This window comes from Serratia sp. BFP-2025 (assembly GCF_050880365.1).
Lineage (GTDB): Bacteria > Pseudomonadota > Gammaproteobacteria > Enterobacterales > Enterobacteriaceae > Serratia > Serratia surfactantfaciens.
In genome coordinates this window covers 1,869,920-1,891,022 of record NZ_JBPAFV010000001.1, presented here as the reverse complement: position 1 = coordinate 1,891,022, position 21,103 = coordinate 1,869,920, and the positions used below count along the sequence as shown (strand labels likewise).

Genomic DNA, 21,103 nt, shown 5'->3' with positions numbered 1-21,103 from the left:
ACGGATGCTGCAGCTCGTTGAGGTTGGCGTGGCGGGGCGCCTGGCGCCTTTTTCGGCACAGATTGACGGCGGGTTGCAGGTCCATCTGATCGGCCCGAACGGCGCGGGGAAGAGCACCCTGTTGGCGCGGGTGGCGGGCATGTTGCCGGGGCTGGGCGAGGTCCGCCTGAACGAACGCGCGCTGTCCGATTATTCGGGGAGCGAACTGGCATGCCGGCGCGGTTACCTCAGCCAGCAACAGCCGCCGGTGTCGCTGATGCCGGTATTTCAGTATTTGGCGTTGCATCGGCCCGCGGCAGCGCCGCAAACTGATGTGGAGCACGCCATCCTCTATCTGTGCCAGCGCCTGAAGCTGGCGGATAAGCTGTCGCGCATGCTGACGCAGCTTTCTGGCGGCGAATGGCAGCGGGTGCGGCTGGCGGCGGTGCTGTTGCAGGTGTGGCCCAGCGTCAATCCGCACAGTCGGCTGTTGCTGTTGGATGAACCGACCAACAGCCTGGACGTGGCACAGAAAGTTGCGCTGGATCGCCTGCTGCGGGAGTTTTGCCAGAGCGGGCGCAGCGCTCTGGTGTGCGCGCACGATCTGAATCATACCTTGCAGCAAGCCGATCGGGTTTGGTTGCTGCACGCCGGGCGGCTGGTGGCGCAGGGCGTGACGCGTGAGGTGATGGCGCCCGCACTGCTGTCGCAGATCTACGAAGTGGATTTCCACCTGCAATGGGTGGGAGAACAGCGTTGGATCATGACCAAAACGGCTTAGATTTCTCCGCCAGCGTTCCACAACATAAACGAAAACTAAACATAGTGAATATAAATAGCGGGGTAAGCATTGACCAATATTGTGCTGCCTCTCATTTTCTCGTCGATTTTCTTGAAAAACGTCGATGACGTGCTACGCTTGATTCGGCAAAAATAAAATAAGTAAATAATTATTTAAAAACATAATAAATTGATTTTAATAATGATTTTAAATTGATGATGGCGACACCCACCAATCAGTTAACCCACTGATGACAAGTCTCGTCTTAAGGTTTAGTTAAGCTTGCGGCCTTACATTGGCAGTTAATCCACGGAAACGATTCTTCTCTGGCGTTTAATATTCGTTAAACGAAAGGGATTTACAGTGTCATCAAAAGCAGTTCGATACGTTTGGGGTTAACTATGGATCAATTTTTGCCTTTCTCTCGCCCGGCCATTGGCGATGAAGAAATCGCCGCGGTAGAGAAAGTGTTGCGTTCAGGTTGGATCACCACCGGGCCGCAAAACCAGCAATTGGAAAGCGACTTCTGTTCCACCTTCGGTTGTAAGCACGCCATCGCCGTCAGTTCCGCCACCGCGGGCATGCACATCACGCTGATGGCGCTCGGCATCGGTCCCGGCGACGAAGTCATCACCCCCTCGCAAACCTGGGTTTCCACCCTCAACATGATCGAGCTGCTGGGCGCCACGCCGGTGATGATCGACGTTGACCGTGATACGCTGATGGTCAGCGCCGCCGATGTCGAGGCCGCCATCACCCCGAAAACCAAAGCGATCGTTCCGGTGCATTACGCTGGGGCTCCCCTGCAGATGGACGCGCTGCGCGCCGTGGCCGAACGCCACCGTCTGCCGTTGATCGAAGACGCCGCTCACGCGGTCGGTACGCGTTACAACGGCGAATGGGTCGGCGCACGCGGCACGGCGATTTTCTCGTTCCACGCGATTAAAAACGTGACCTGCGCCGAAGGCGGCCTGATCGCCACCGACGACGATGCGCTGGCGGATCGCCTGCGTTGCCTGAAATTCCACGGTCTGGCCGTCGATGCCTTCGACCGCCAACAGCTCGGCCGCAAACCGCAGGCCGAAGTGGTGGAGCCGGGTTACAAATACAACCTGTCCGACATTCACGCGGCGATCGCCGTGGTGCAACTGTCGCGCTTCGCTGAGCTGAACGCGCGCCGTAAAGCGCTGGCGCAGCGCTACCTGAAGGCGCTGGAAGGTTCGCCGTTCCAACCGTTGGGCGTGCCGGATTACCCGCATGAACACGCCTGGCACCTGTTTATGGTCCGCGTCGATCCAGAACGCTGCGGCATCGATCGCGACCAGCTGATGGAGCGCCTGAAGGAGGTTGGTGTCGGCACCGGGCTGCATTTCCGCGCCGCCCATACCCAGAAATTCTACCGTGAGCGTTATCCGCAGCTTTCTTTGCCGAATACCGAATGGAACTCGGCGCGGCTGTGCACCTTACCGCTATTCCCTGATATGACCGACGCCGATGTCGATCGCGTGGTCAATGCCTTGTCTTCTGTTGTGGAGTCTTTACGTGTCTCGCGTTGAACCGATTAAAAAAGTGTCGATAGTCATCCCGGTATACAACGAGCAGGAAAGCCTGCCAGCGTTGCTGGAGCGTACTACCGCCGCCTGTAAGCAGTTGTCTCAGCCTTATGAAATCATCCTCGTCGACGATGGCAGCAGCGACAACTCCGCTGACATGCTGACCGCGGCGGCAGAAAAGCCGGACAGCCACGTGATCGCCGTCCTGCTGAACCGCAACTATGGCCAGCACTCGGCCATTATGGCCGGTTTCAATCAGGTGACCGGCGATCTGGTGATTACGCTGGACGCCGATCTGCAGAACCCGCCGGAAGAGATCCCGCGCTTGGTCAGCGTGGCGGAAGAGGGCTATGACGTGGTGGGCACCGTACGCGCCAACCGTCAGGACTCCTGGTTCCGCAAAAGCGCCTCGCGGGTGATCAACATGATGATTCAACGCGCCACCGGCAAGTCGATGGGGGACTACGGCTGCATGCTGCGCGCCTATCGTCGTCATATCGTGGAGGCGATGCTGCACTGTCATGAGCGCAGCACCTTTATCCCTATTCTGGCGAACACCTTCGCCCGTCGCACCACCGAAATCGAAGTGCGCCACGCCGAGCGCGAGTTTGGCGATTCCAAATACAGCCTGATGAAGCTGATCAACCTGATGTACGACCTGATCACCTGCCTGACCACCACGCCGCTGCGTTTGCTCAGCGTGGTCGGCAGCATCGTGGCGCTGTCCGGTTTCGTGCTGGCGCTGGTGCTGATTGCGCTGCGTCTGCTGCTGGGTCCTGAATGGGCCGCCGGCGGCGTGTTCACCCTCTTCGCCGTCCTGTTCACCTTTATCGGCGCCCAGTTTGTTGGCATGGGGCTACTGGGTGAATACATCGGCCGCATCTATACCGACGTGCGCGCACGTCCTCGCTATTTTGTTCAGAAAGTGGTCGGCGTACAGCAAGACCACAATACTCAGGAAGAAGAATGATGAAAGCTATTGTATTTGCTTACCATGATATTGGCTGCGCAGGTCTGAAAGCGCTGACTGAGGCGGGTTATGACGTGCAGGCCGTATTCACGCACACTGATGACCCTGGTGAGAACAACTTCTTCTCCTCCGTGGCCCGTTTGGGCGCCGAATTGGATCTGCCGGTCTACGCGCCGGAAGATGTGAACCACCCGCTGTGGGTTGATCGCATTCGCGAACTGCAGCCGGACGTGATCTTCTCGTTCTATTACCGTCACATGCTGAGCGACGAGATCCTGTCGCTGGCGCCGCTGGGCGGTTTCAACCTGCACGGTTCGCTGCTGCCGCGCTACCGTGGCCGCGCGCCGGTGAACTGGGCGTTGGTGAATGGCGAAACCGAAACCGGCGCCACGCTGCACAAGATGGTGAAACGCCCGGATGCCGGCGACATCGTTGGTCAGCAGAAAGTGACCATCGCCGACAACGACACCGCGTTGACGCTGCACAAAAAAGTGCTGGAAGCCGCGCAGGCCGTATTGAAAGAGCAGTTGCCGAAGCTGAAGAACGGCACCGCCAGCTTCACCAAGCAGGATGAGTCTCAGGCCAGCTACTTCGGTCGCCGCACCGCGGCGGACGGCGAGATCCTGTGGCACAAATCCGCCAAAGAGATCAACAACCTGGTGCGCGCCGTCACCGAACCGTACCCGGGTGCCTTCAGCTACCTCGGCCAGCGCAAGCTGATCGTCTGGCGCTCTCGCGTGCTGGATACCCAACACGATAAGCAACCGGGCACCGTGCTGAGCACTGCGCCGCTGGTCATCGCTTGTGGCGAAGGCGCGCTGGAGATCGTCGCCGGTCAGAACGAAAGCGGCCTGTATGTACAGGGCAGCCGCCTGGCGCAGGAAATGGGCATCGTCACCGACGTGCGTCTGGCCGCCAAGCCGAATGCAGTGATGAAGCGCCGCACCCGCGTGCTGATCCTCGGGGTCAACGGTTTCATCGGTAACCACCTGACCGAGCGCCTGCTGCGCGACGATCGTTATGACATCTACGGTCTGGACATCGGCTCTGATGCCATCAGCCGCTTCCTCGACAACCCGCGTTTCCACTTCGTGGAAGGCGACATCAGCATCCATTCCGAGTGGATCGAGTATCACATCAAGAAATGCGACGTGGTGCTGCCGCTGGTGGCGATCGCGACGCCGATCGAATACACCCGCAACCCGCTGCGCGTGTTCGAGTTGGACTTCGAAGAGAACCTGAAGATCGTTCGCGACTGTGTGAAATACAACAAGCGCATCATCTTCCCGTCCACTTCCGAAGTGTACGGCATGTGCGACGACAAAGAGTTCGATGAAGATCATTCGCGTCTGATCGTCGGGCCGATCAACAAACAGCGCTGGATCTACTCGGTTTCCAAACAGCTGCTGGATCGGGTGATCTGGGCCTACGGCGCCAAAGAAGGCCTGAAGTTCACGCTGTTCCGTCCGTTCAACTGGATGGGGCCGCGTCTGGATAACCTGGACGCCGCGCGCATCGGTTCTTCCCGCGCCATCACCCAGCTGATCCTCAACCTGGTGGAAGGTTCGCCGATCAAACTGATGGACGGCGGCGCGCAGAAACGTTGCTTCACCGACATCAACGACGGCATCGAAGCGCTGTTCCGCATCATCGAGAACCGCGACGGCCTGTGCGACGGCCAGATCGTCAACATCGGCAACCCGACCAACGAAGCGAGCATTCGCGAGCTGGCGGAAATGCTGTTGGAAAGCTTCAACAACCACCCGCTGCGCGACCGCTTCCCGCCGTTTGCCGGCTTCAAGGACGTGGAGAGCAGCAGCTACTACGGTAAAGGTTACCAGGACGTCGAGCACCGCACGCCGAGCATCAAGAACGCGCGCCGCCTGCTGGACTGGCAGCCGACCATCGAGATGAAGCAAACCGTCGCCGATACGCTGGACTACTTCCTGCGCACTACCGTTCAGGAAGGGAACGGTGCATGAAGAAAGTCGGTCTGCGGGTTGATGTAGATACCTTCAGCGGCACCCGTGAAGGGGTGCCGCAGTTGCTGGACCTGTTCGAAAAGTACGACATTCAGGCCAGCTTCTTCTTCAGCGTGGGACCGGACAACATGGGGCGCCATCTTTGGCGCCTTTTGCGTCCGAAATTTCTATGGAAAATGCTGCGTTCGAATGCTGCCTCGCTGTACGGCCTGGACATTCTGCTGGCCGGCACCGCCTGGCCGGGGCGCAATATTTCGCGCGCGTTGGGGCCGCTGATGAAGCGCACCGCTGAAGCCGGCCATGAAGTCGGGCTGCACGCCTGGGATCACCAGGGCTGGCAGGCCAAGGTCGGCAAGTGGAGCGAGGCGCAGTTGACCGAACAGGTGCAATTGGGCGTCGACGCTCTGAGCGCCTGCACCGGTCGGCCGGTGAAATGCTCCGCCGTGGCGGGCTGGCGTGCCGATACGCGCGTGCTGGAGGTCAAGCAGCGCTTCGGCTTCCATTACAACAGCGATTGCCGCGGCACCCATCCGTTCCGCCCGGTGCTGAGCGACGGGCGTCACGGTACGGTGCAGATCCCGGTGACGTTGCCGACTTTCGACGAGGTGATCGGCAGCGAAGTGAGCATGGCCGACTTCAACGACTACATTCTGCGCGCCATCGAGAACGATAGCGGCGTACCGGTGTACACCATTCACACCGAAGTGGAAGGCATGTCGCAAGCGGCGATGTTCGAACAGTTATTGCAACGCGCACGGCAGCAGGGCATCGAATTCTGCCCGCTGAGCGCGCTGTTGCCGCAAGATTTGGCGTCACTGCCGTTGGGCCGCATCAAGCGCGCTCCTTTCCCCGGCCGCGAAGGTTGGCTGGGCTGTCAAACCGATGTGAAGGACGTTACATGAAGGCGCTAAAAGGATCCTGGGCCATTGTGCTGGCCGTTTTTTTTGCTCTGGTTTACCTGATCCCGCTGAACGGTCGCCTGCTGTGGCAGCCGGACGAGACGCGTTATGCCGAGATCAGCCGTGAGATGCTGCAGCGCGGCGATTGGGTGGTGCCGCATCTGCTGGGGCTGCGTTATTTCGAAAAGCCGGTAGCGGGTTACTGGTTCAATAACATCAGCCAATGGCTGTTCGGCGAAAACAACTTTGCGGTGCGCTTCGGCTCGGTGTTCAGCACCGGCATGACCGCATTGCTGGTGTTCGCGCTGGCGATGCTGATGTGGCGCAATGCGCGCCGCGCCAGCCTGGCGACGCTGATGTTCCTGTCGATGGTGCTGGTATTCAGCATCGGCACCTACAGCGTGCTCGATCCGATGATTTCGCTGTGGTTGGCGGCGGCGATGGTCAGCTACTATCTGACGCTGAAAGCCACCTCGGTCAAAGGCAAACTGGGCGCTTACGCGCTGCTGGGGCTGGCCTGCGGCATGGGCTTTATGACCAAGGGCTTCCTGGCGCTGGCGGTGCCGGTGATCGCGGTGATCCCGATCGTCATTCAGCAACGACGCATCAAGGATCTGCTGTTCTACGGCCCGGTGGCGATCGTAACCGCCACGCTGCTCAGCCTGCCGTGGGCGCTGGCGATCGCGCAGCGTGAACCCGATTTCTGGAATTACTTCTTCTGGGTCGAGCACATTCAGCGTTTCGCCGAAGATAACGCTCAGCACAAGGCGCCGTTCTGGTATTACCTGCCGATCCTGCTGGCGGCGGTGCTGCCGTGGCTGGCGCTGCTGCCCGGTGCGCTGCTCAAAGGCTGGCGTGAGCGCGTGCAGCGCCCGGAGCTGTTCTTCCTGCTGAGCTGGGCGATGATGCCGTTGATCTTCTTCAGCATCGCCAAAGGCAAGCTGCCGACCTACATTCTGCCGTGCATGGCGCCGCTGGCGCTGCTGATGACCGCCTATGCGGAAGACTACGCCGCTACGCTGCGCACCAAGTTGTTTAAGGCCAACGCCTGGCTGAACGGCCTGTTCGGGCTGATCGGCATCGTGGCGCTGGTGGTGTTGATCTCCGGTTTGCTGCCGAAAGCGCATCTATTTACCCTGCAGGAGTGGCCAAAAGTGGTTCTCGGCCTGGTCGCCTTCGGCGGCTGGCTGCTGTTCGCGCTGGTCTCCGTACGCGATAACGGCCGTCAATGGCGTTGGGCGGCGGCTTGCCCGGTGCTGTTGTGTCTGGTGATCGGTTACGCGATTCCGCAGCAGGTGACCGACTCCAAACTGCCGCAGAACTTCGCGCGCGCCACGATGGCCGAGCTGGGCAACAGCCGTTATGTGCTGACCGACAGCGTCGGGGTGGCGGCCGGCCTGGCCTGGGAGCTGAAGCGCAGCGACGTGCTGATGTTCAGCCAGAAAGGCGAGGTGGCCTATGGTCTGGAGTATCCGGACGCCAAGGGGCACCTGATCAGCGACGCCGACTTCCCGCAGTGGCTGGCGCAGGCGCGCAAGCAGGGGAACGTGTCGCTGGTGCTGCAGCTGTCCCGCGGCGAAGCGTTGCCGCAGGAACTGCCTGCCGCAGACAAGGTGGATCGCATGAATCGTCTGGTGCTGATGTGGTATAAACAGCAACCATGATGGGTTTTCTGTTGGTGATAGTGGTCAGTCTGCTCACCTGTGGTGGGCAGCTGTGCCAGAAGCAGGCGGCGCACTGTTGGGAACAGGCCGGCGAGGCGCGGCTGAAGCAGACGCTGCGCTGGCTGGCGCTGGCGGTGTTGTTGCTGGGGCTGGGCATGGCGGTGTGGCTCAATGTGCTGCAACGCCTGCCGCTCAGCCTGGCTTACCCGATGCTGAGCCTGAATTTCGTGATGGTGACACTGGCGGCGCGTTGGCTGTTTCATGAGCCAACGACCCCGCGCCATTGGTGCGGCGTGGCGTCGATTATGTTGGGGATCCTGCTGATGAGCGTGCATTCATGAGGGGCTATGCCTGGGGCGCTGCCAGCGTGCTGCTGGTGACGCTGGCGCAGTTGCTGATGAAGTGGGGCATGGTGCAAATCCCGCTGATGTCGTTCGCCGACGTCTCGTTGGCGTTGATCGGCGACTACTGGCTGCCGTTGCTGGCAGTGGGCGGCGGCATCTTCGGTTATGCGTTGTCGATGCTGTGTTGGTTCTTTGCGCTGCGCCACCTGCCGTTAAACCGCGCTTATCCTCTGCTGAGCGTCAGCTACGCGCTGGTCTATCTGGCGGCGGTGATCCTGCCGTGGTTTAACGAATCCGCTACGCTGCTGAAAACGTTGGGCACGCTGTTTATTCTGTTCGGCGTCTGGCTGATTAACAGCAAATCCGAGACGAAATCGCCGGAATAGGGTCAAAACCGGCGATCCTGCTATTATCTCCCTCATGGCGCTTGCCTTTTTCCCCGTGCGGGAGATAAATTACGCCAAATAGCGCTCTCCTTACGTGATGCCGGCTTTGCCTCGCAGGCGGTGGTGGTGTGCCGATTGGCATAATGCGGCAGCGTGTTCAATGAAGGGATATTATGCGGATGCGTGTGTGGTTTTTATTAGCCAGTTTGATTCTCGCCGGTTGCAGCAGCCATGCGCCGCCGCCCAGCGGCCGCCTGGCGGATTCGATCGTGGTGGTGGCCCAGCTCAATGAGCAGCTGCGCCAGTGGTACGGCACACCTTACCGCTATGGCGGTCTGGATCGCGGCGGCGTGGATTGTTCCGGCTTCGTTTACCGCACGTTCCGCGATCGTTTCGACATGCAGCTGCCCCGTTCGACCGAAGAGCAAACCTCGCTGGGCACCAAAGTCTCGCGCGATGAGCTGATGCCGGGCGATCTGGTGTTTTTCAAGACCGGCGGTGGCGAGAACGGCCTGCACGTCGGCATCTACGATACCAACGACCAATTTATCCACGCTTCGACCAGCCGCGGGGTGATCCGTTCCTCGCTCGATAACGTCTACTGGAAGCGGGTGTACTGGCAGGCGCGACGCATTTAGCCTTAACCCGTTGATTTGGTGTATCATGGCGGCATCACGTGTTTTGAACGGTGCCTGCCATGAACAGCCTGCGTTTACTGATCTCCGACTCCTACGATCCCTGGTTCAACCTGGCGGTGGAAGAGTGCATCTTCCGCGAAATGACCACGCAAAAAATCCTCTTCCTGTGGCGTAACGCCGAAACGGTGGTGATTGGCCAGTCGCAGAACCCCTGGAAAGAGTGCAACACCCGACGCATGGAGCAGGACGGCATTCGGCTGGCGCGGCGCAGCAGCGGCGGCGGGGCGGTATTTCATGACCTGGGCAACACCTGCTTTACCTTTATGGCCGGCAAGCCGGGTTACGACAAAAGCGTCTCGACCAACATCATTCTGCAAGCGTTGCGGCAGTTGGGGGTTACCGCCGACGCCTCGGGCCGCAACGACCTGGTAATGGAAACCGCCGACGGGCCGCGTAAAATCTCCGGTTCGGCCTATCGCGAAACGCAGGATCGCGGTTTCCATCACGGCACGCTGCTGCTGAACGCCGATCTGGAGCGGCTGGCGGACTATCTGAATCCGGATCCCAAAAAGCTGCAGGCCAAGGGCATCGCCTCGGTGCGTTCGCGCGTCGCCAATCTGGCGGAGTTTTTGCCGGGCATCAGCCATGAGCAGGTGTGCGAGGCGATCGCGCAGGCCTTCTTCGCCCACTATGGCGAAACGGCCGAACCGGAGATCATTTCGCCGGATGCGCTGCCCGATCTGCCCGATTTTGCCGCGCAGTTCGCCAAACAGAGCAGCTGGGAATGGAATTTTGGCAAAGCGCCGGCATTCAGTCACCTGCTGAACGAACGCTTCGTCTGGGGCGGCGTGGACCTGTTCTTCGATGTGGAGAAGGGGGGCATTGTCCGCGCGCAGCTGTTCACCGACAGCTTGAATCCTGCTCCGCTGCAGCGGCTGGCGGAGGCGCTGGTGGGCTGCGCATACCGCAGCGAGCCGGTTTCCGCGTGCTGTGATCGTCTGATGGCGGACTATCCGCAACAGGCGGCCGAATTGAGCGAGCTGCGGCAATGGCTGAGCGAAACAATCCGCTGACCGGCAGGCTGGCGAGGATGAAGGGATGAGCGTGCTCATCCCTTTTTTTATCCCTGAATCCGGCGATGTGCCAGGGCGTAGCGTAGATTTTCTAAAAATCAAGGTGGGCACTTTTTTACGTTTTCAATGCGGCGAATAACAGGTGGAATTGATGTGTTATTAAATTTAATCAGTCATCGTTAACGGCAGGAAAAATCGACGTTACGGGTGAAAGATTATTTTACTTTATTTAAGATTTTTCTTAATTAAAACAAAGGAGATAAGTCAAATTCCTGCCGTTATCCATTCTACTTAAGCCAAATATCTTTTCGTTCAACGCGCGGGCCGAGAAAACAGGCATAAGTCAGGCTGCTTTTCTTTGCGCCATTGACGATTGTCGTATAGCTTTAATCTATCAATTAAATGATATTTCATGGGCATTTGCATTGATATTTCCGATTAATCCCAGAAGGATTGATCGATAAAATATATTGATATACGATGATACGCTAGCCATTCATCCTGTGGCATAAAAATGAACATCCAACTCGAAGCTGACTTTATTAGTAGCTATGTTTTTCAACCTGTTTACTCAATGGAGGGTAGCCTGTTGGCGGTGGAAATGTTGAGCCGTTTCAACAGTCTAGACGGTGATTTAGCCATGCCGGCCGAAATTGGGATTAATTTATTGGCCCCTGAACAAAGGATTGAGTTATTTAATGAGCAATTGAAACTGGCGGAACGGCATGCTGCCTGGTTTACCGGTAACAGCGTGCAATTGACCATCAATATCGAAGAAACCATCGTCGAGCTTATTCTTTCCGATCCGGCGCTGTGCCAATGGATCAGGCAATACCCTTTTATTGCATTTGAAATGAGTGAGAGTTTTCCGAATCTTTCAGCCGGGAAGAACAACCCGAGCGTGCAGCGATTAAGCGAAATGTTTACGCTGTGGCTCGACGATTTTGGTTCCGGCAAAGCAACGTTGACCGCGTTGTACGATGGCTTGTTTGACTACGTTAAGATTGATAAGCGTTTTTATTGGCAGCTGTTTACCCATCAGGGGTATGACGTCGTCATCGACTCGTTGTTAAAGAATATCAATCTGTTGTGTAAAGGCGTGATCGTCGGAGGAATAGAGAAAAAAGAGTACTTTAATAAACTCAGATACGCCGGTGTTTTAGGCCTGCAAGGTTTTTTATGGCCCAGCGTTGGTGTGGATAATCTGCAATCTTTGCTGGCGATGCCCAGCGAATTCAATAATTAAGAAGTGATATAAAAAACTACACACAATGGGTAAATAATGGCGGGATGTTTATCCTGACTCCGTCGCCGTTATTCACCATCGTTTTTTGCTGATAACCGCGTTTGTCAGCCGGCGTTAAACCGCGCTTCCTCCGTTGGGGAAGCGCAACCCCCGCATCCGTCCTGGCGACAGGCGGATGCGTTCTCCCTGCATTCCTTCGGTGTTAATCCGCCCGTTCAGGCTCTACACTACGCTGAAACGGAGGGCCTATGCCGCAGTTCGATAACGCTTATTACCAACAGTTACCCGGTTTTTACACCGCCCTGAACCCGACGCCGCTCAAGGATGCGCGCCTGCTGTACCATAGCGAGCCGCTGGCGCGCGAGCTGGGGCTGGATGAAAGCTGGTTTACTCAGGATAAAACCCCGATTTGGGCGGGGGAAACGCTGCTGCCGGGCATGCAGCCGCTGGCGCAGGTGTACAGCGGCCACCAGTTCGGCGTCTGGGCCGGGCAACTGGGCGATGGTCGCGGCATTTTGCTTGGCGAACAGCGCCTGGCGGACGGCAGCCACCGCGACTGGCACCTGAAGGGCGCCGGGCTGACGCCGTATTCGCGCATGGGGGATGGGCGCGCGGTGCTGCGCTCGGTTATCCGCGAGTTTCTGGCCTCCGAGGCGCTGCATCATCTGGGGATCCCCACCACCCGGGCGTTGACGATCGTCACCAGCGGCCAACCGGTGTTCCGAGAGCAGCCGGAACGCGGCGCGATGCTGCTGCGGGTGGCGGAAAGCCATGTGCGCTTCGGCCACTTCGAACACTTTTACTACCGCAAACAGCCGGAGCAGGTGCGGCAGCTGGCGGATTTCGTCATCGCTCGTCACTGGCCGCAGCTGCAGGAGCAGGCCGATCGCTATCTGTTGTGGTTTACCGACGTGGTCGAACGCACGGCGCGCCTGATCGCCCATTGGCAAACCGTCGGCTTCGCTCATGGCGTGATGAACACCGACAACATGTCGATTCTTGGCATCACCATCGATTACGGCCCATACGGCTTCCTCGATGACTACCAGCCCGGCTATATCTGCAACCACTCCGACCATCAGGGGCGCTACGCTTTCGACAATCAACCGGCGGTGGCGCTGTGGAACCTGCATCGCCTGGCGCAAACCCTGTCGGGGTTGATGAGCACCGAACAGCTGCAGCAGGCGCTGGCGGCGTATGAACCGGCGCTGATGCGCGCCTATGGCGAACAGATGCGCGCCAAACTCGGCTTCTTCACGCCGACGGCGCAGGATAACGACGTGCTTACCGGCCTGTTGAGCCTGATGGCGCAGGAAGGACGGGACTATACCCGCACGTTCCGCCTGTTGAGCGACACCGAGCAGCAGCAGGCGCAGTCGCCGCTGCGCGACGAGTTTATCGACCGTGCGGCGTTCGACGCCTGGTATCAGCAGTATCGCCAGCGCCTGCAGCAGGAGCAGGTGAGCGATGCGGAGCGGCAACGGGCGATGAAGGCGGTGAACCCGCGTTTGATTCTGCGCAACTATCTGGCGCAGCAGGCGATTGAGGATGCCGAGAAAGACGACGCGGGCCGTTTGCAGCGCTTGCATCAGGCCTTGCTGCGGCCGTTCGACGAGGCGCCGGAGTATGACGATCTCGCTGCGCTGCCGCCGGATTGGGGCAAGCATCTGGAGATTTCCTGCTCCAGCTGAGATGAAAAAGGGCGCCTAATGGCGCCCTTGAATTTTTATTGCCGCAGATAGACCTGCGGCAGCGGCGCTTCGGGATGATGCACCACGCCGAGATCGGCCTGATACCAGCGGGTGAGAATGTCTGCCTGCAGCACCTCCTGCGGCGTGCCGCTTGCCACCAGGCGGCCCTGATGCAACAGCAGAATGCGATCGGCGTACAGCGCGGCCAGATTGAGATCGTGCAGCACGCAGCAGACGCCCAGCGGCTGTTGGCGCGTCAGCGAGCGCAGCAAGCGTAGGGTGTGCTGCTGGTGGTACAGATCCAGCGCCGAGGTCGGCTCGTCGAGAAACAGCCAGGCGGGGGACGGCTGCGGTTGCCACAGCTGCGCCAACACCCGCGCCAGCTGTACCCGCTGCTGTTCGCCGCCGGAAAGCTGACGGTAGTCGCGCTGCGCCAGCGCCAGGCAGTCGGTTTGTTCCATCACCTGTTGGATCGCCTGATGCTGGTCGCGTTTACCGTGCGGCGCCCGCCCCATGCTGACCACTTCTTCCACGCTGAAGGGGAACGCCAGATCGCTGTACTGACGCATCACGGCCCGGACTTTGGCCAATTGCTGCGGCGCCCAGTGTTCCAGCGGGCGGTCAAGCAGCCGGCATTCGCCGCAGTCCGGCGTCAGATAGCCGGTCAGCAAGCGCAGCAGCGTCGATTTGCCGGCGCCGTTAGGGCCGATAATCGCCACCATCTCACCGCTGGCGAGGCTCAGCGAAACGTCGTTGATCAAGCGGCGCACGCCGAGGCTGTAGCGCAGCTCCCGGGCCGTCAGGCAGGCGGCGTTATCCACCGGTTCGCTCCCGCTGGCGCATCACCAGCCACAAGAAGTAAGGACCGCCGATCAGGCTGGTCATCAGCCCCACCGGCATTTCGGCCGGCGCCACCAGCGTGCGCGCCAGCGTGTCGCTGACCAACAGCAGGCAGGCGCCGCCCAGTGCGGAGCAGGGCAGCAGCCAGCGGTGATCGCCGCCGAGGCGCATGCGCACCAGATGCGGCACCACCAGACCGACGAAGCCGATCACGCCGCTCATCGCCACCGCCGCGCCGATCAGCAGCGCGCTCAACAGCAGCAGCTGCAGCTTGGCGCGCTGGACGTTCACCCCAAGGTAGTGGGCCTCTTCGTCTCCCAGCTGCAGCAGGTTCAACCGACGCGCCTGCAGCAGCGTCAGCAGCGCCGTGGGCAGGATCAGCGAGGCGGAAACGGCCAGCGTCGGCCATTGCGACTGGCTGAGGCTGCCCATCATCCACAGCGAGAATTGGCGCAGCTGTTGATCGCTGCTGACGTAAGAAAGCACGCCGATGGCTGCCATGCACAGGGCGTTGATGGCGATGCCCGCCAGCAGCAGGCGCGACAGATTGCCGTGCCCGCTGCGGCTGATGCCGTAGATCAACAACGACACCAGCAGGCTGCCGAGGAACGCCGCCAGCATGTGGCCGTACAGCGCGATCGTCACCGGCAGCGCCAGCGGCATCACGATGAACAGCGCGACAAACAGCGCGCCGCCGCTGCTGATGCCCAGCAGGCTCGGATCCGCCAGCGGGTTGCGGAACAGCCCCTGCATCACTGCGCCGGACACCGCCAACGCGCAGCCGATCACCACCGCCAGCAACACGCGCGGCAGGCGGATATTCAGCCAGATGTGCCAGGCGGCATCGCTGAACGGTTCGCGCCACAGAGTGCGAAACGACAGCGTCAGCGCGCCGAGATTGGCGGCGACCAGCGCCAGCAGCGTCAACAGTACCAGCAGGCCGATAATGGCCAGCTGCGGCGAGGTGCGACAGCGCATTACTTTTGCTCCGCCGCGTGACGCAGTTTGGCCAACGCCGCCGGCGTTTCCAGGCCGAAGCCCAGCAGCGCCATGTCATCGACGATCAGCACGCGCCGCTGTTTGCCCGCCGGCGTCAGCGCCAGGCCCGGCAGCGTCCACAGCTGCTGCTCACCGCCGAGGGTGCGCACGCCGTCGGTAGTGACCAGCAGCAGGTCCGGCGCGCTGGCGATCACGCCTTCCTGCGACAGCGGGCGGTAGCGGTCAAAGCCCTGCATGGCGTTTTTCAATCCCGCGGCGGCGATCACCGCGTCGGCGGCGGTATGCTGCCCGGCGGCCATTGGCGTGATGCCGCCGTGGCTCATCACGAACAACACCTTCACCGGCAGCGGGGCGGTATCGACCGCCGCCAGCTGTTGTTGATAGCGCTGGCTCAGCCGCTTGCCTTGCTCAACGCGCTGCAGTGCGGCGGCGATCGCGGCGATTTTCTGCGGCACCGCCTGCAGGGTGGTGTCGCCCGGCACGCTGACCACGTTGACGCCGCTGTCTGCCAGCTGTTTGAGCACCAGCGCCGGCTGCGCCAGCTCGGTCGTCAACACCAGCGTCGGCTTCAGCGCCAGAATGCCTTCGGCGTTCAGCTGGCGCATATAGCCGACGTCAGGCAGCTTTTTCACCGCTTCCGGATTCAGGCTGGTGCTGTCGCGGGCGATCACTTCGTCGCCGGCGCCGAGCGCGAAGGCGATTTCCGTCACGTCGCCGCCGATCGAGACGATGCGCTGCGCCGCTGCCGCAGTGAGCGGCAGCGTCAGCGTCATCATCAGCGCCAGGCGGCGGATCAAGGATGATTTCATGCGGCGATGTCCTTGGGAGCAAGCGCGGCGACCTGCTCGCGCCACTGGGTTTGTTCCGGCTGGCCTTCGGTGCGTTGGCCGTACAGCTGCGCAATCTGCGTGCCGTCTGCGGCGAACAGCTCCAGGCTGGTGACGATGCCGTCCTTGGTGGGTTTGCGAGTGATCCAGCTTTCGGCGATGGCGTCTTCGATCAGGTGCAGCGTGAAGCGGCGGTTGAACACGTTGATCCAACCTTCCTGCGGCATCAGACGTTCGATCTGGCCGGTGAAGATCTGTACGCAGCCGCGGTTGCCGACGAAGATCATGATCTCATTTTGCAGTTGCTGCGCCGCTTCCAGCAGCTGCGACAGCGCGCTGTTGTCCACCTGATAGGCCAGATCGTCGCCGACGGCGCGGAATGCCTGCTGGCGCGTCAGCTTGTTGCGGCTGAGCAGCTGGAAAAACTGGTGAACGTCGGTCATTGCGCGCCATTCACCGTCGATTTTGGCATGATCCTGCGTCGTTTCATCTGCGGTGCTCGTCTCGGCGGGCTGCAGCGCCAGCGCCGGGTTTTCATCGCTCAGGTGGCGTTCCACCAGCGCCATCCAGGCCGGCAGATCGGTTTCCTCGGTGGTGTAGACCTTGTGTAGCGCATCGCCCTGTTGATCGAAGAACTGGATGCTGTGGCGCACGCCGCGCTTGTTGGTTTCGCTCATGGCGAAGACGCTGGTCCAGTGGTTGAGGAACAGACGCAGATCCAGCTCGCGCGGGTTGAGGATCAGCCCGGCGTGGCCGTTGAGGTGCTGATTGCGGTAGCGGCCCATCTGCTCATGCACCGCATAGCTGTTGCGAGTGATGGACTTGGTGACGCCCACCTGCTCGAGTTCGGTGAGCAGGGTGCGAGCGTCGGCCTGCAGGCGGCGGGCGTCGTGGCCGACGCGAGCGTGCGTCAGCTCCGCTTCGCTGACGCCGAGCAGCGCCGCCAGATCGCGAGCGTATTTGCCGGGATGGTCGATTTTAGCCTGTTGGTAGCGTTCGTACAGGGTGTTGCTCATGCGGGATTCTCCTGCGCTGTGATGCGAACGGCGGACACGTCGGTGTCCGCCAGATAGTCAAATGATCACCACTGGTAGCTGACCAGCAGTTTGGCGTTGCGGCCATCCTGCGGGACGCCCTGCGGCGAGTAATATTCTTTGTCGAAGGCGTTGCCCAGCACCACGGTGGTGGTGACGCCCTGCAGGCGGTCGCGGCCCTTGTAGCTCAGATAGAAGTCGTTGACGCCGTAACCGCCTTGTTCTGGAGACCCGGCTTGTACGCGGGTGGCGCGTTCGGCGAAGGTGGCGACCCAACCGGCGGACAGGCCGGTTTCGCCCAACGGCACGTCCAGCGAGCTGGTGACGGTGTCCGGGCTGATGTCGGCCAGCCAATCGCCGCTTTTCGCGTTCAGCTCGCCATTGCGTGACTTGTCCTTACCGCGCGTACGGTTGTAGGCCAGATCCCAGTTAAACCACTGGGTCTGGTAGTTAAGCGAGGTGTCCCAACCCCAGATCTTGGCGCGGGAGATATTGGTTGAAGCGGTTTGCGTGCGGGTGACGTACAGGCTGATGTAGTCCTTGGCGTCGGTGTCGAAATAGCTAGCCTTGAATTGCAGGCTGTCATCCGCCATCAGCAGATCGTCGAAGCGCAGGCCGAAACCGGCTTCGGTGGTGCTGGTGGTTTCCGGCCGCAGATTCGGGTTAGGCACCCAATAGTTGCCGGGGAAGTGGCGCGAATCGTTGTACATCTCGCCCATGGTTGGGGCGCGGAAGGCCTGGGAATAGGAGCCGAACAGCATCAGCCAGTCAGTCGGCGAGTAGCTCAGCGCGCCACGGGAAGACCATTTGTCAGCCTTGACGTCATCATGGCCCTGGCTGCTGCCCTTATAATCGTCATAGCGAGTGCCGGCCAGCACGGTGACCGGAATGTCGCGCAGCGTAATTTCATCCTGCAGCCAACCGGAGGCGAAGTTGATCTTGGCCTGCGGGAAGCTGGTGGTGGCGCCGCCCGGCTGCTGTTTCTGTTGATAAACCTCGGAGCCGTAGGTCAACAGGTGCGACGCGAAACTGTCGGCGAACAGGCGCGTGCGGTTTTCCAGCTTGCCGCCGTTGGTGGTCTGCTTGCGGAATTCGTCGGTCGCGCCGGCGTTGTGCGCGTTGATTTTGACTTCCGAGGTGTACAGTCTGGCGGTGGCGTCCAGCCAATCCTGGCCGACCGGCTTGAGCTTATAGCTCAGAGCGGCGTCGCGCTGGATGGTGGAACGGTTAGTCATCGGGTTGCCGCTAGAGCTGCCCGGCGTTTGCGGGTTTTTCGGCTCTTGGGCGTCGTTGTTGTAATAACGCAGATCGCCGCTCAGCGACTGGTTGTCGTCGATCTTCCAGGTGCCTTTGGCCAGCACGTTACTGATGGTTTCATCGTTAGGGGCGTCAAAACCGTTACCCTGGCGCAGATTGCCGACGTCGCGGGTGCCGAACGACAGCAGGCCGTCGAGGTTATCGGTCTTGCCGTAGGCGCTGGCGCCCATGCCCAGACTGTGATCGCCGGTGCCGGCGGTGCCGTAGACGCGGAACCCGGTATCGTGGCCCGGCAGCAGCAGATCGGCGGCATCGACGGTCTCGTAGGCGATGACGCCACCCAGTGCGCCGCTGCCGTACAGCAACGCAGAGGGGCCGCGCACGATTTCAATGCGCTTCACCAGCGCCGGATCGAGGAAGGTGCCGCCGATGTGGCCGGTATCGGTCCCCTGGCGAATGCCGTCGACCAGCGTCAGCACGCCGTTCTTGCCATAGCCGCGCATCGTCACATCCTGGCCGTTGCTGCGCCCGGTGCCGTTGACGGTGATGCCCGGCACGCGCCGCAGCATATCGGCGGCGGAGGTGGCGGTCTGGCTTTCCGGCGAATTGCCTTCGATGACCGTGACCATCATCGGCGCTTCAAAGCTGCTGCGTTGGTTGCCGGTGGCGACCACGGTCATGGTCTCGTCGGCGGCTTTGGTTTTTTTAGCCGCTGCCGCGTTGGAAGGGGATGTTGTGCTGGTGTTTTGTGCCAAGGCCACCGTAGGCAGAGCGCAGGCAATCGCCAGACTCAAAGCGGAAAAACGCAGCCGGGTGGAAAATGTCAGAGGCATGGTGCAACTCTCCGTATGTAATAAAACATATCAATAGATTTGCTGGCTGCCTGGATCAAACGATCGGGGTGGCTGGCGTTTGAGGATTCTGTGGTTATTTGGTCAGGATCAATTTCCCGGCTTTGGTCTGCCGCAGTTGATAGCGCTGGCCCTGATGGGTAATGAACGCGATGCCGTCGGCGCCGAGCAGCTGTGCGCTGTCGTAGCTGGGCGGCGCGTTTGCGCTGTGCTCGTTCGGGGCCGCGGCGGCGGGGGTTGGCGTGTTGGCAGTATCCATCATCATTGTGCTTAAAAAACAGACCATTAAATGGTAATTAATATCAAACTGAGAATCATTATCATGTGAAGGAAAGGTTACATCAAGGAAAATTTTCTTACCGATGGAACCTTTTTGCCGTATGGGCATCTGGCGGCGGGCCGAGCGCGTTCGGCCCGCAAAAAAAGAGGATTATTTCAGCAGGGTTTCGATACGGTCGAACAGACGCTCGGGTTTGGTGATCGGCGCAAAACGCGTGACGCGCTGGCCGTCGGCGGTCAGCAGGAATTTGGTGAAGTTCCACTTGATGCGGCGACTGCCGAGAATGCCGGGCGCCAGGCGTTTCAGCTCATTGAACAGCGGGTGGGCGCCGGGGCCGTTGACCTCTATCTTGCTGAACAGCGGAAAGCTGACGCCGTAGTTGAGGCTGCAAAAGTTGGCGATCTCCAGCGGGCTGCCGGGTTCCTGAGAACCAAACTGGTTGCAGGGGAAGCCGAGCACCATCAACCCGCGCTCGCGATAGTATTGCCACAGATTTTCCAGCCCGCGGTATTGCGGGGTGAAGCCGCACTTGCTGGCGGTGTTGACCACCAGGTAAGCGCGCGCCGGGAAATCGCCCAGCGTTTTTTGCTCGCCCTGCAGCGTGACGCAGGGAATGGATAACAGAGAGTGAATCATGCCGGGGCTCCCAGTGCATTTCGGCGGGTGCTAAAGCGTTGCAATCAGTATAGATGAGCAGGTCGGGATGAATAAAGCCGGGGCAAGGCCCCGGCCTGTGCGGCGTTAGAAACGGCTATCGACCGCATCCGCCAGCATCGCCAACAGCTGTTCGCTGTCGGACCAGCTCAGGCAAGGATCGGTGATCGACTGGCCATAGGTCAACGGCTGGCCGGCGACGATTTTCTGTGTGCCTTCCACCAGGAAGCTTTCGGCCATCACGCCGGTGATGGCGGCGGAGCCGGCGCGGATCTGCTGGCAGACGTTGTCGGCCACTTCCAACTGCCGGCGGTGCATTTTCTGACAGTTGCCGTGGCTGAAGTCGATCACCAGGTGCTCCGGCAGATCGAACTCGCGCAGGCTGTCGCAGGCGGCGGCGATATCGCTGGCGTGGTAGTTCGGCGTCTTGCCGCCGCGCATGATGATATGGCCGTACGGGTTGCCGCTGGTCTGGTAGATGGTCATCTGACCATGTTTGTCCGGCGACAGGAACATGTGCCCGGCGCGTGCCGCGCGAATGGCGTCGATGGCGATGCGGGTATTGCCGTCGGTGCCGTTTTTGAAGCCGACCGGGCAGGAGAGCGCCGAGGCCATTTCACGGTGGATCTGGCTTTCGGTGGTGCGCGCGCCGATGGCGCCCCAGCTGATCAGATCGGCGATATATTGGCCGACCACCATGTCCAGGAATTCGGTGGCGGTCGGCAGGCCGAGCTGGTTCACTTCCAGCAGCAGGCGGCGCGCCATTTCGATGCCGCGGTTCACCTGGAAAGTGCCGTCCAGCGCCGGATCGGAGATCAGGCCTTTCCAGCCAACGACGGTGCGCGGTTTTTCGAAATAGGTGCGCATCACGATCTCCAGGCGGTCCTGGTAACGTTCGCGCAGGGCGTTCAGCCGGCCGGCGTAATCGACGGCGGCGTCGAGATCGTGAATGGAGCAGGGGCCGATCACCACTAGCAGGCGGCGATCTTCGCCGGTGAGGATTTTTTCAATGCGTTTGCGTGACGCTGTCACGTTATCGGCGACGGCCGCCGAGATCGGCAGCTTGTCTGCCAACGCTTGCGGCGTGACGAGGCTGTCGATGCGCGCGGTCCGCAGTTCATCTGTTTTGTGCATGTTGTTCCCTGGAAACTGTTC

The 21,103-nt window shown here is 60.4% G+C and carries 20 protein-coding genes; 12 read left to right on the top strand and 8 right to left on the bottom strand.

The window, feature by feature from the left end:
* Positions 1–4: 4 nt before the first annotated feature.
* From btuD to ACRAWE_RS08780, 12 genes are all read left to right on the top strand, one after another.
* A complete protein-coding gene (gene btuD / locus ACRAWE_RS08835; RefSeq protein ID WP_019456025.1) occupies positions 5–760 on the top strand; it encodes a vitamin B12 ABC transporter ATP-binding protein BtuD in 756 nt (251 codons plus the stop codon).
* 401 nt (positions 761–1,161) lie between these two features.
* Positions 1,162–2,316: a UDP-4-amino-4-deoxy-L-arabinose aminotransferase gene (arnB, locus tag ACRAWE_RS08830; RefSeq protein WP_063919346.1), complete on the top strand. Its 1,155-nt coding sequence runs from the start codon at positions 1,162–1,164 to the stop codon at positions 2,314–2,316.
* Complete coding sequence (gene arnC, locus ACRAWE_RS08825; protein WP_019456023.1) at positions 2,303–3,283, top strand: undecaprenyl-phosphate 4-deoxy-4-formamido-L-arabinose transferase; 981 nt, start codon at positions 2,303–2,305, stop codon at positions 3,281–3,283. The genes arnB and arnC overlap by 14 nt, the downstream gene beginning before the upstream one ends.
* Positions 3,283–5,265 carry a bifunctional UDP-4-amino-4-deoxy-L-arabinose formyltransferase/UDP-glucuronic acid oxidase ArnA gene (gene arnA, locus ACRAWE_RS08820; protein ID WP_063919614.1) on the top strand — a complete coding sequence of 661 codons (1,983 nt, stop codon included), beginning with the start codon at positions 3,283–3,285 and terminating at the stop codon, positions 5,263–5,265. The genes arnC and arnA overlap by 1 nt, the downstream gene beginning before the upstream one ends.
* Entirely contained in the window at positions 5,262–6,167 is a 906-nt protein-coding gene (arnD, locus tag ACRAWE_RS08815; protein ID WP_019456021.1) for a 4-deoxy-4-formamido-L-arabinose-phosphoundecaprenol deformylase, read from the top strand. Before arnA ends, arnD begins: the two co-directional genes overlap by 4 nt.
* On the top strand, positions 6,164–7,828 hold the full coding sequence (arnT, locus tag ACRAWE_RS08810) for a lipid IV(A) 4-amino-4-deoxy-L-arabinosyltransferase (protein ID WP_432525249.1): 1,665 nt from the start codon (positions 6,164–6,166) through the stop codon (positions 7,826–7,828). Before arnD ends, arnT begins: the two co-directional genes overlap by 4 nt.
* Entirely contained in the window at positions 7,825–8,169 is a 345-nt protein-coding gene (arnE, locus tag ACRAWE_RS08805; RefSeq protein ID WP_025159699.1) for a 4-amino-4-deoxy-L-arabinose-phosphoundecaprenol flippase subunit ArnE, read from the top strand. Before arnT ends, arnE begins: the two co-directional genes overlap by 4 nt.
* Positions 8,166–8,558 (top strand): 4-amino-4-deoxy-L-arabinose-phosphoundecaprenol flippase subunit ArnF, encoded by a 393-nt coding sequence (gene arnF, locus ACRAWE_RS08800; RefSeq protein ID WP_019456018.1) that lies wholly within the window; start codon positions 8,166–8,168, stop codon positions 8,556–8,558. The genes arnE and arnF overlap by 4 nt, the downstream gene beginning before the upstream one ends.
* A 173-nt stretch (positions 8,559–8,731) precedes the next feature.
* On the top strand, positions 8,732–9,196 hold the full coding sequence (locus ACRAWE_RS08795; protein WP_016927954.1) for an NlpC/P60 family protein: 465 nt from the start codon (positions 8,732–8,734) through the stop codon (positions 9,194–9,196).
* A 59-nt stretch (positions 9,197–9,255) separates the two neighbouring features.
* A complete protein-coding gene (locus ACRAWE_RS08790) occupies positions 9,256–10,269 on the top strand; it encodes a lipoate--protein ligase A (protein WP_309531170.1) in 1,014 nt (337 codons plus the stop codon).
* 514 nt (positions 10,270–10,783) lie between these two features.
* Positions 10,784–11,515 (top strand): EAL domain-containing protein, encoded by a 732-nt coding sequence (locus ACRAWE_RS08785; protein ID WP_063919349.1) that lies wholly within the window; start codon positions 10,784–10,786, stop codon positions 11,513–11,515.
* A 248-nt stretch (positions 11,516–11,763) separates the two neighbouring features.
* Complete coding sequence (locus tag ACRAWE_RS08780; RefSeq protein WP_432525248.1) at positions 11,764–13,206, top strand: protein adenylyltransferase SelO; 1,443 nt, start codon at positions 11,764–11,766, stop codon at positions 13,204–13,206.
* A 35-nt stretch (positions 13,207–13,241) separates the two neighbouring features.
* Here the strand turns inward: ACRAWE_RS08780 and ACRAWE_RS08775 are convergent, their stop codons facing one another.
* The 8 genes from ACRAWE_RS08775 to ACRAWE_RS08740 form a co-directional block, all read right to left on the bottom strand.
* Positions 13,242–14,027 (bottom strand): heme ABC transporter ATP-binding protein, encoded by a 786-nt coding sequence (locus tag ACRAWE_RS08775; protein ID WP_019456014.1) that lies wholly within the window; start codon positions 14,025–14,027, stop codon positions 13,242–13,244.
* The gene (locus ACRAWE_RS08770) at positions 14,020–15,024 is read right to left on the bottom strand and encodes a FecCD family ABC transporter permease (protein WP_016927948.1); all 1,005 of its coding nucleotides are present in this window, start codon (positions 15,022–15,024) and stop codon (positions 14,020–14,022) included. Before ACRAWE_RS08770 ends, ACRAWE_RS08775 begins: the two co-directional genes overlap by 8 nt.
* Positions 15,024–15,854, bottom strand: coding sequence for a heme/hemin ABC transporter substrate-binding protein (locus ACRAWE_RS08765; RefSeq protein WP_432525247.1), 831 nt, complete (start codon positions 15,852–15,854; stop codon positions 15,024–15,026). The genes ACRAWE_RS08770 and ACRAWE_RS08765 overlap by 1 nt, the downstream gene beginning before the upstream one ends.
* The gene (locus ACRAWE_RS08760; protein WP_198636456.1) at positions 15,851–16,888 is read right to left on the bottom strand and encodes a hemin-degrading factor; all 1,038 of its coding nucleotides are present in this window, start codon (positions 16,886–16,888) and stop codon (positions 15,851–15,853) included. The genes ACRAWE_RS08765 and ACRAWE_RS08760 overlap by 4 nt, the downstream gene beginning before the upstream one ends.
* A 65-nt stretch (positions 16,889–16,953) precedes the next feature.
* Complete coding sequence (locus ACRAWE_RS08755; protein ID WP_432525246.1) at positions 16,954–18,996, bottom strand: TonB-dependent hemoglobin/transferrin/lactoferrin family receptor; 2,043 nt, start codon at positions 18,994–18,996, stop codon at positions 16,954–16,956.
* 94 nt (positions 18,997–19,090) lie between these two features.
* On the bottom strand, positions 19,091–19,273 hold the full coding sequence (hemP, locus tag ACRAWE_RS08750; RefSeq protein ID WP_004931384.1) for a hemin uptake protein HemP: 183 nt from the start codon (positions 19,271–19,273) through the stop codon (positions 19,091–19,093).
* A 171-nt stretch (positions 19,274–19,444) separates the two neighbouring features.
* Complete coding sequence (locus tag ACRAWE_RS08745) at positions 19,445–19,930, bottom strand: glutathione peroxidase (protein ID WP_019456010.1); 486 nt, start codon at positions 19,928–19,930, stop codon at positions 19,445–19,447.
* 105 nt (positions 19,931–20,035) lie between these two features.
* Positions 20,036–21,082 carry a 3-deoxy-7-phosphoheptulonate synthase gene (locus ACRAWE_RS08740; protein WP_004931381.1) on the bottom strand — a complete coding sequence of 349 codons (1,047 nt, stop codon included), beginning with the start codon at positions 21,080–21,082 and terminating at the stop codon, positions 20,036–20,038.
* Between the last annotated feature and the right edge of the window lie 21 nt (positions 21,083–21,103).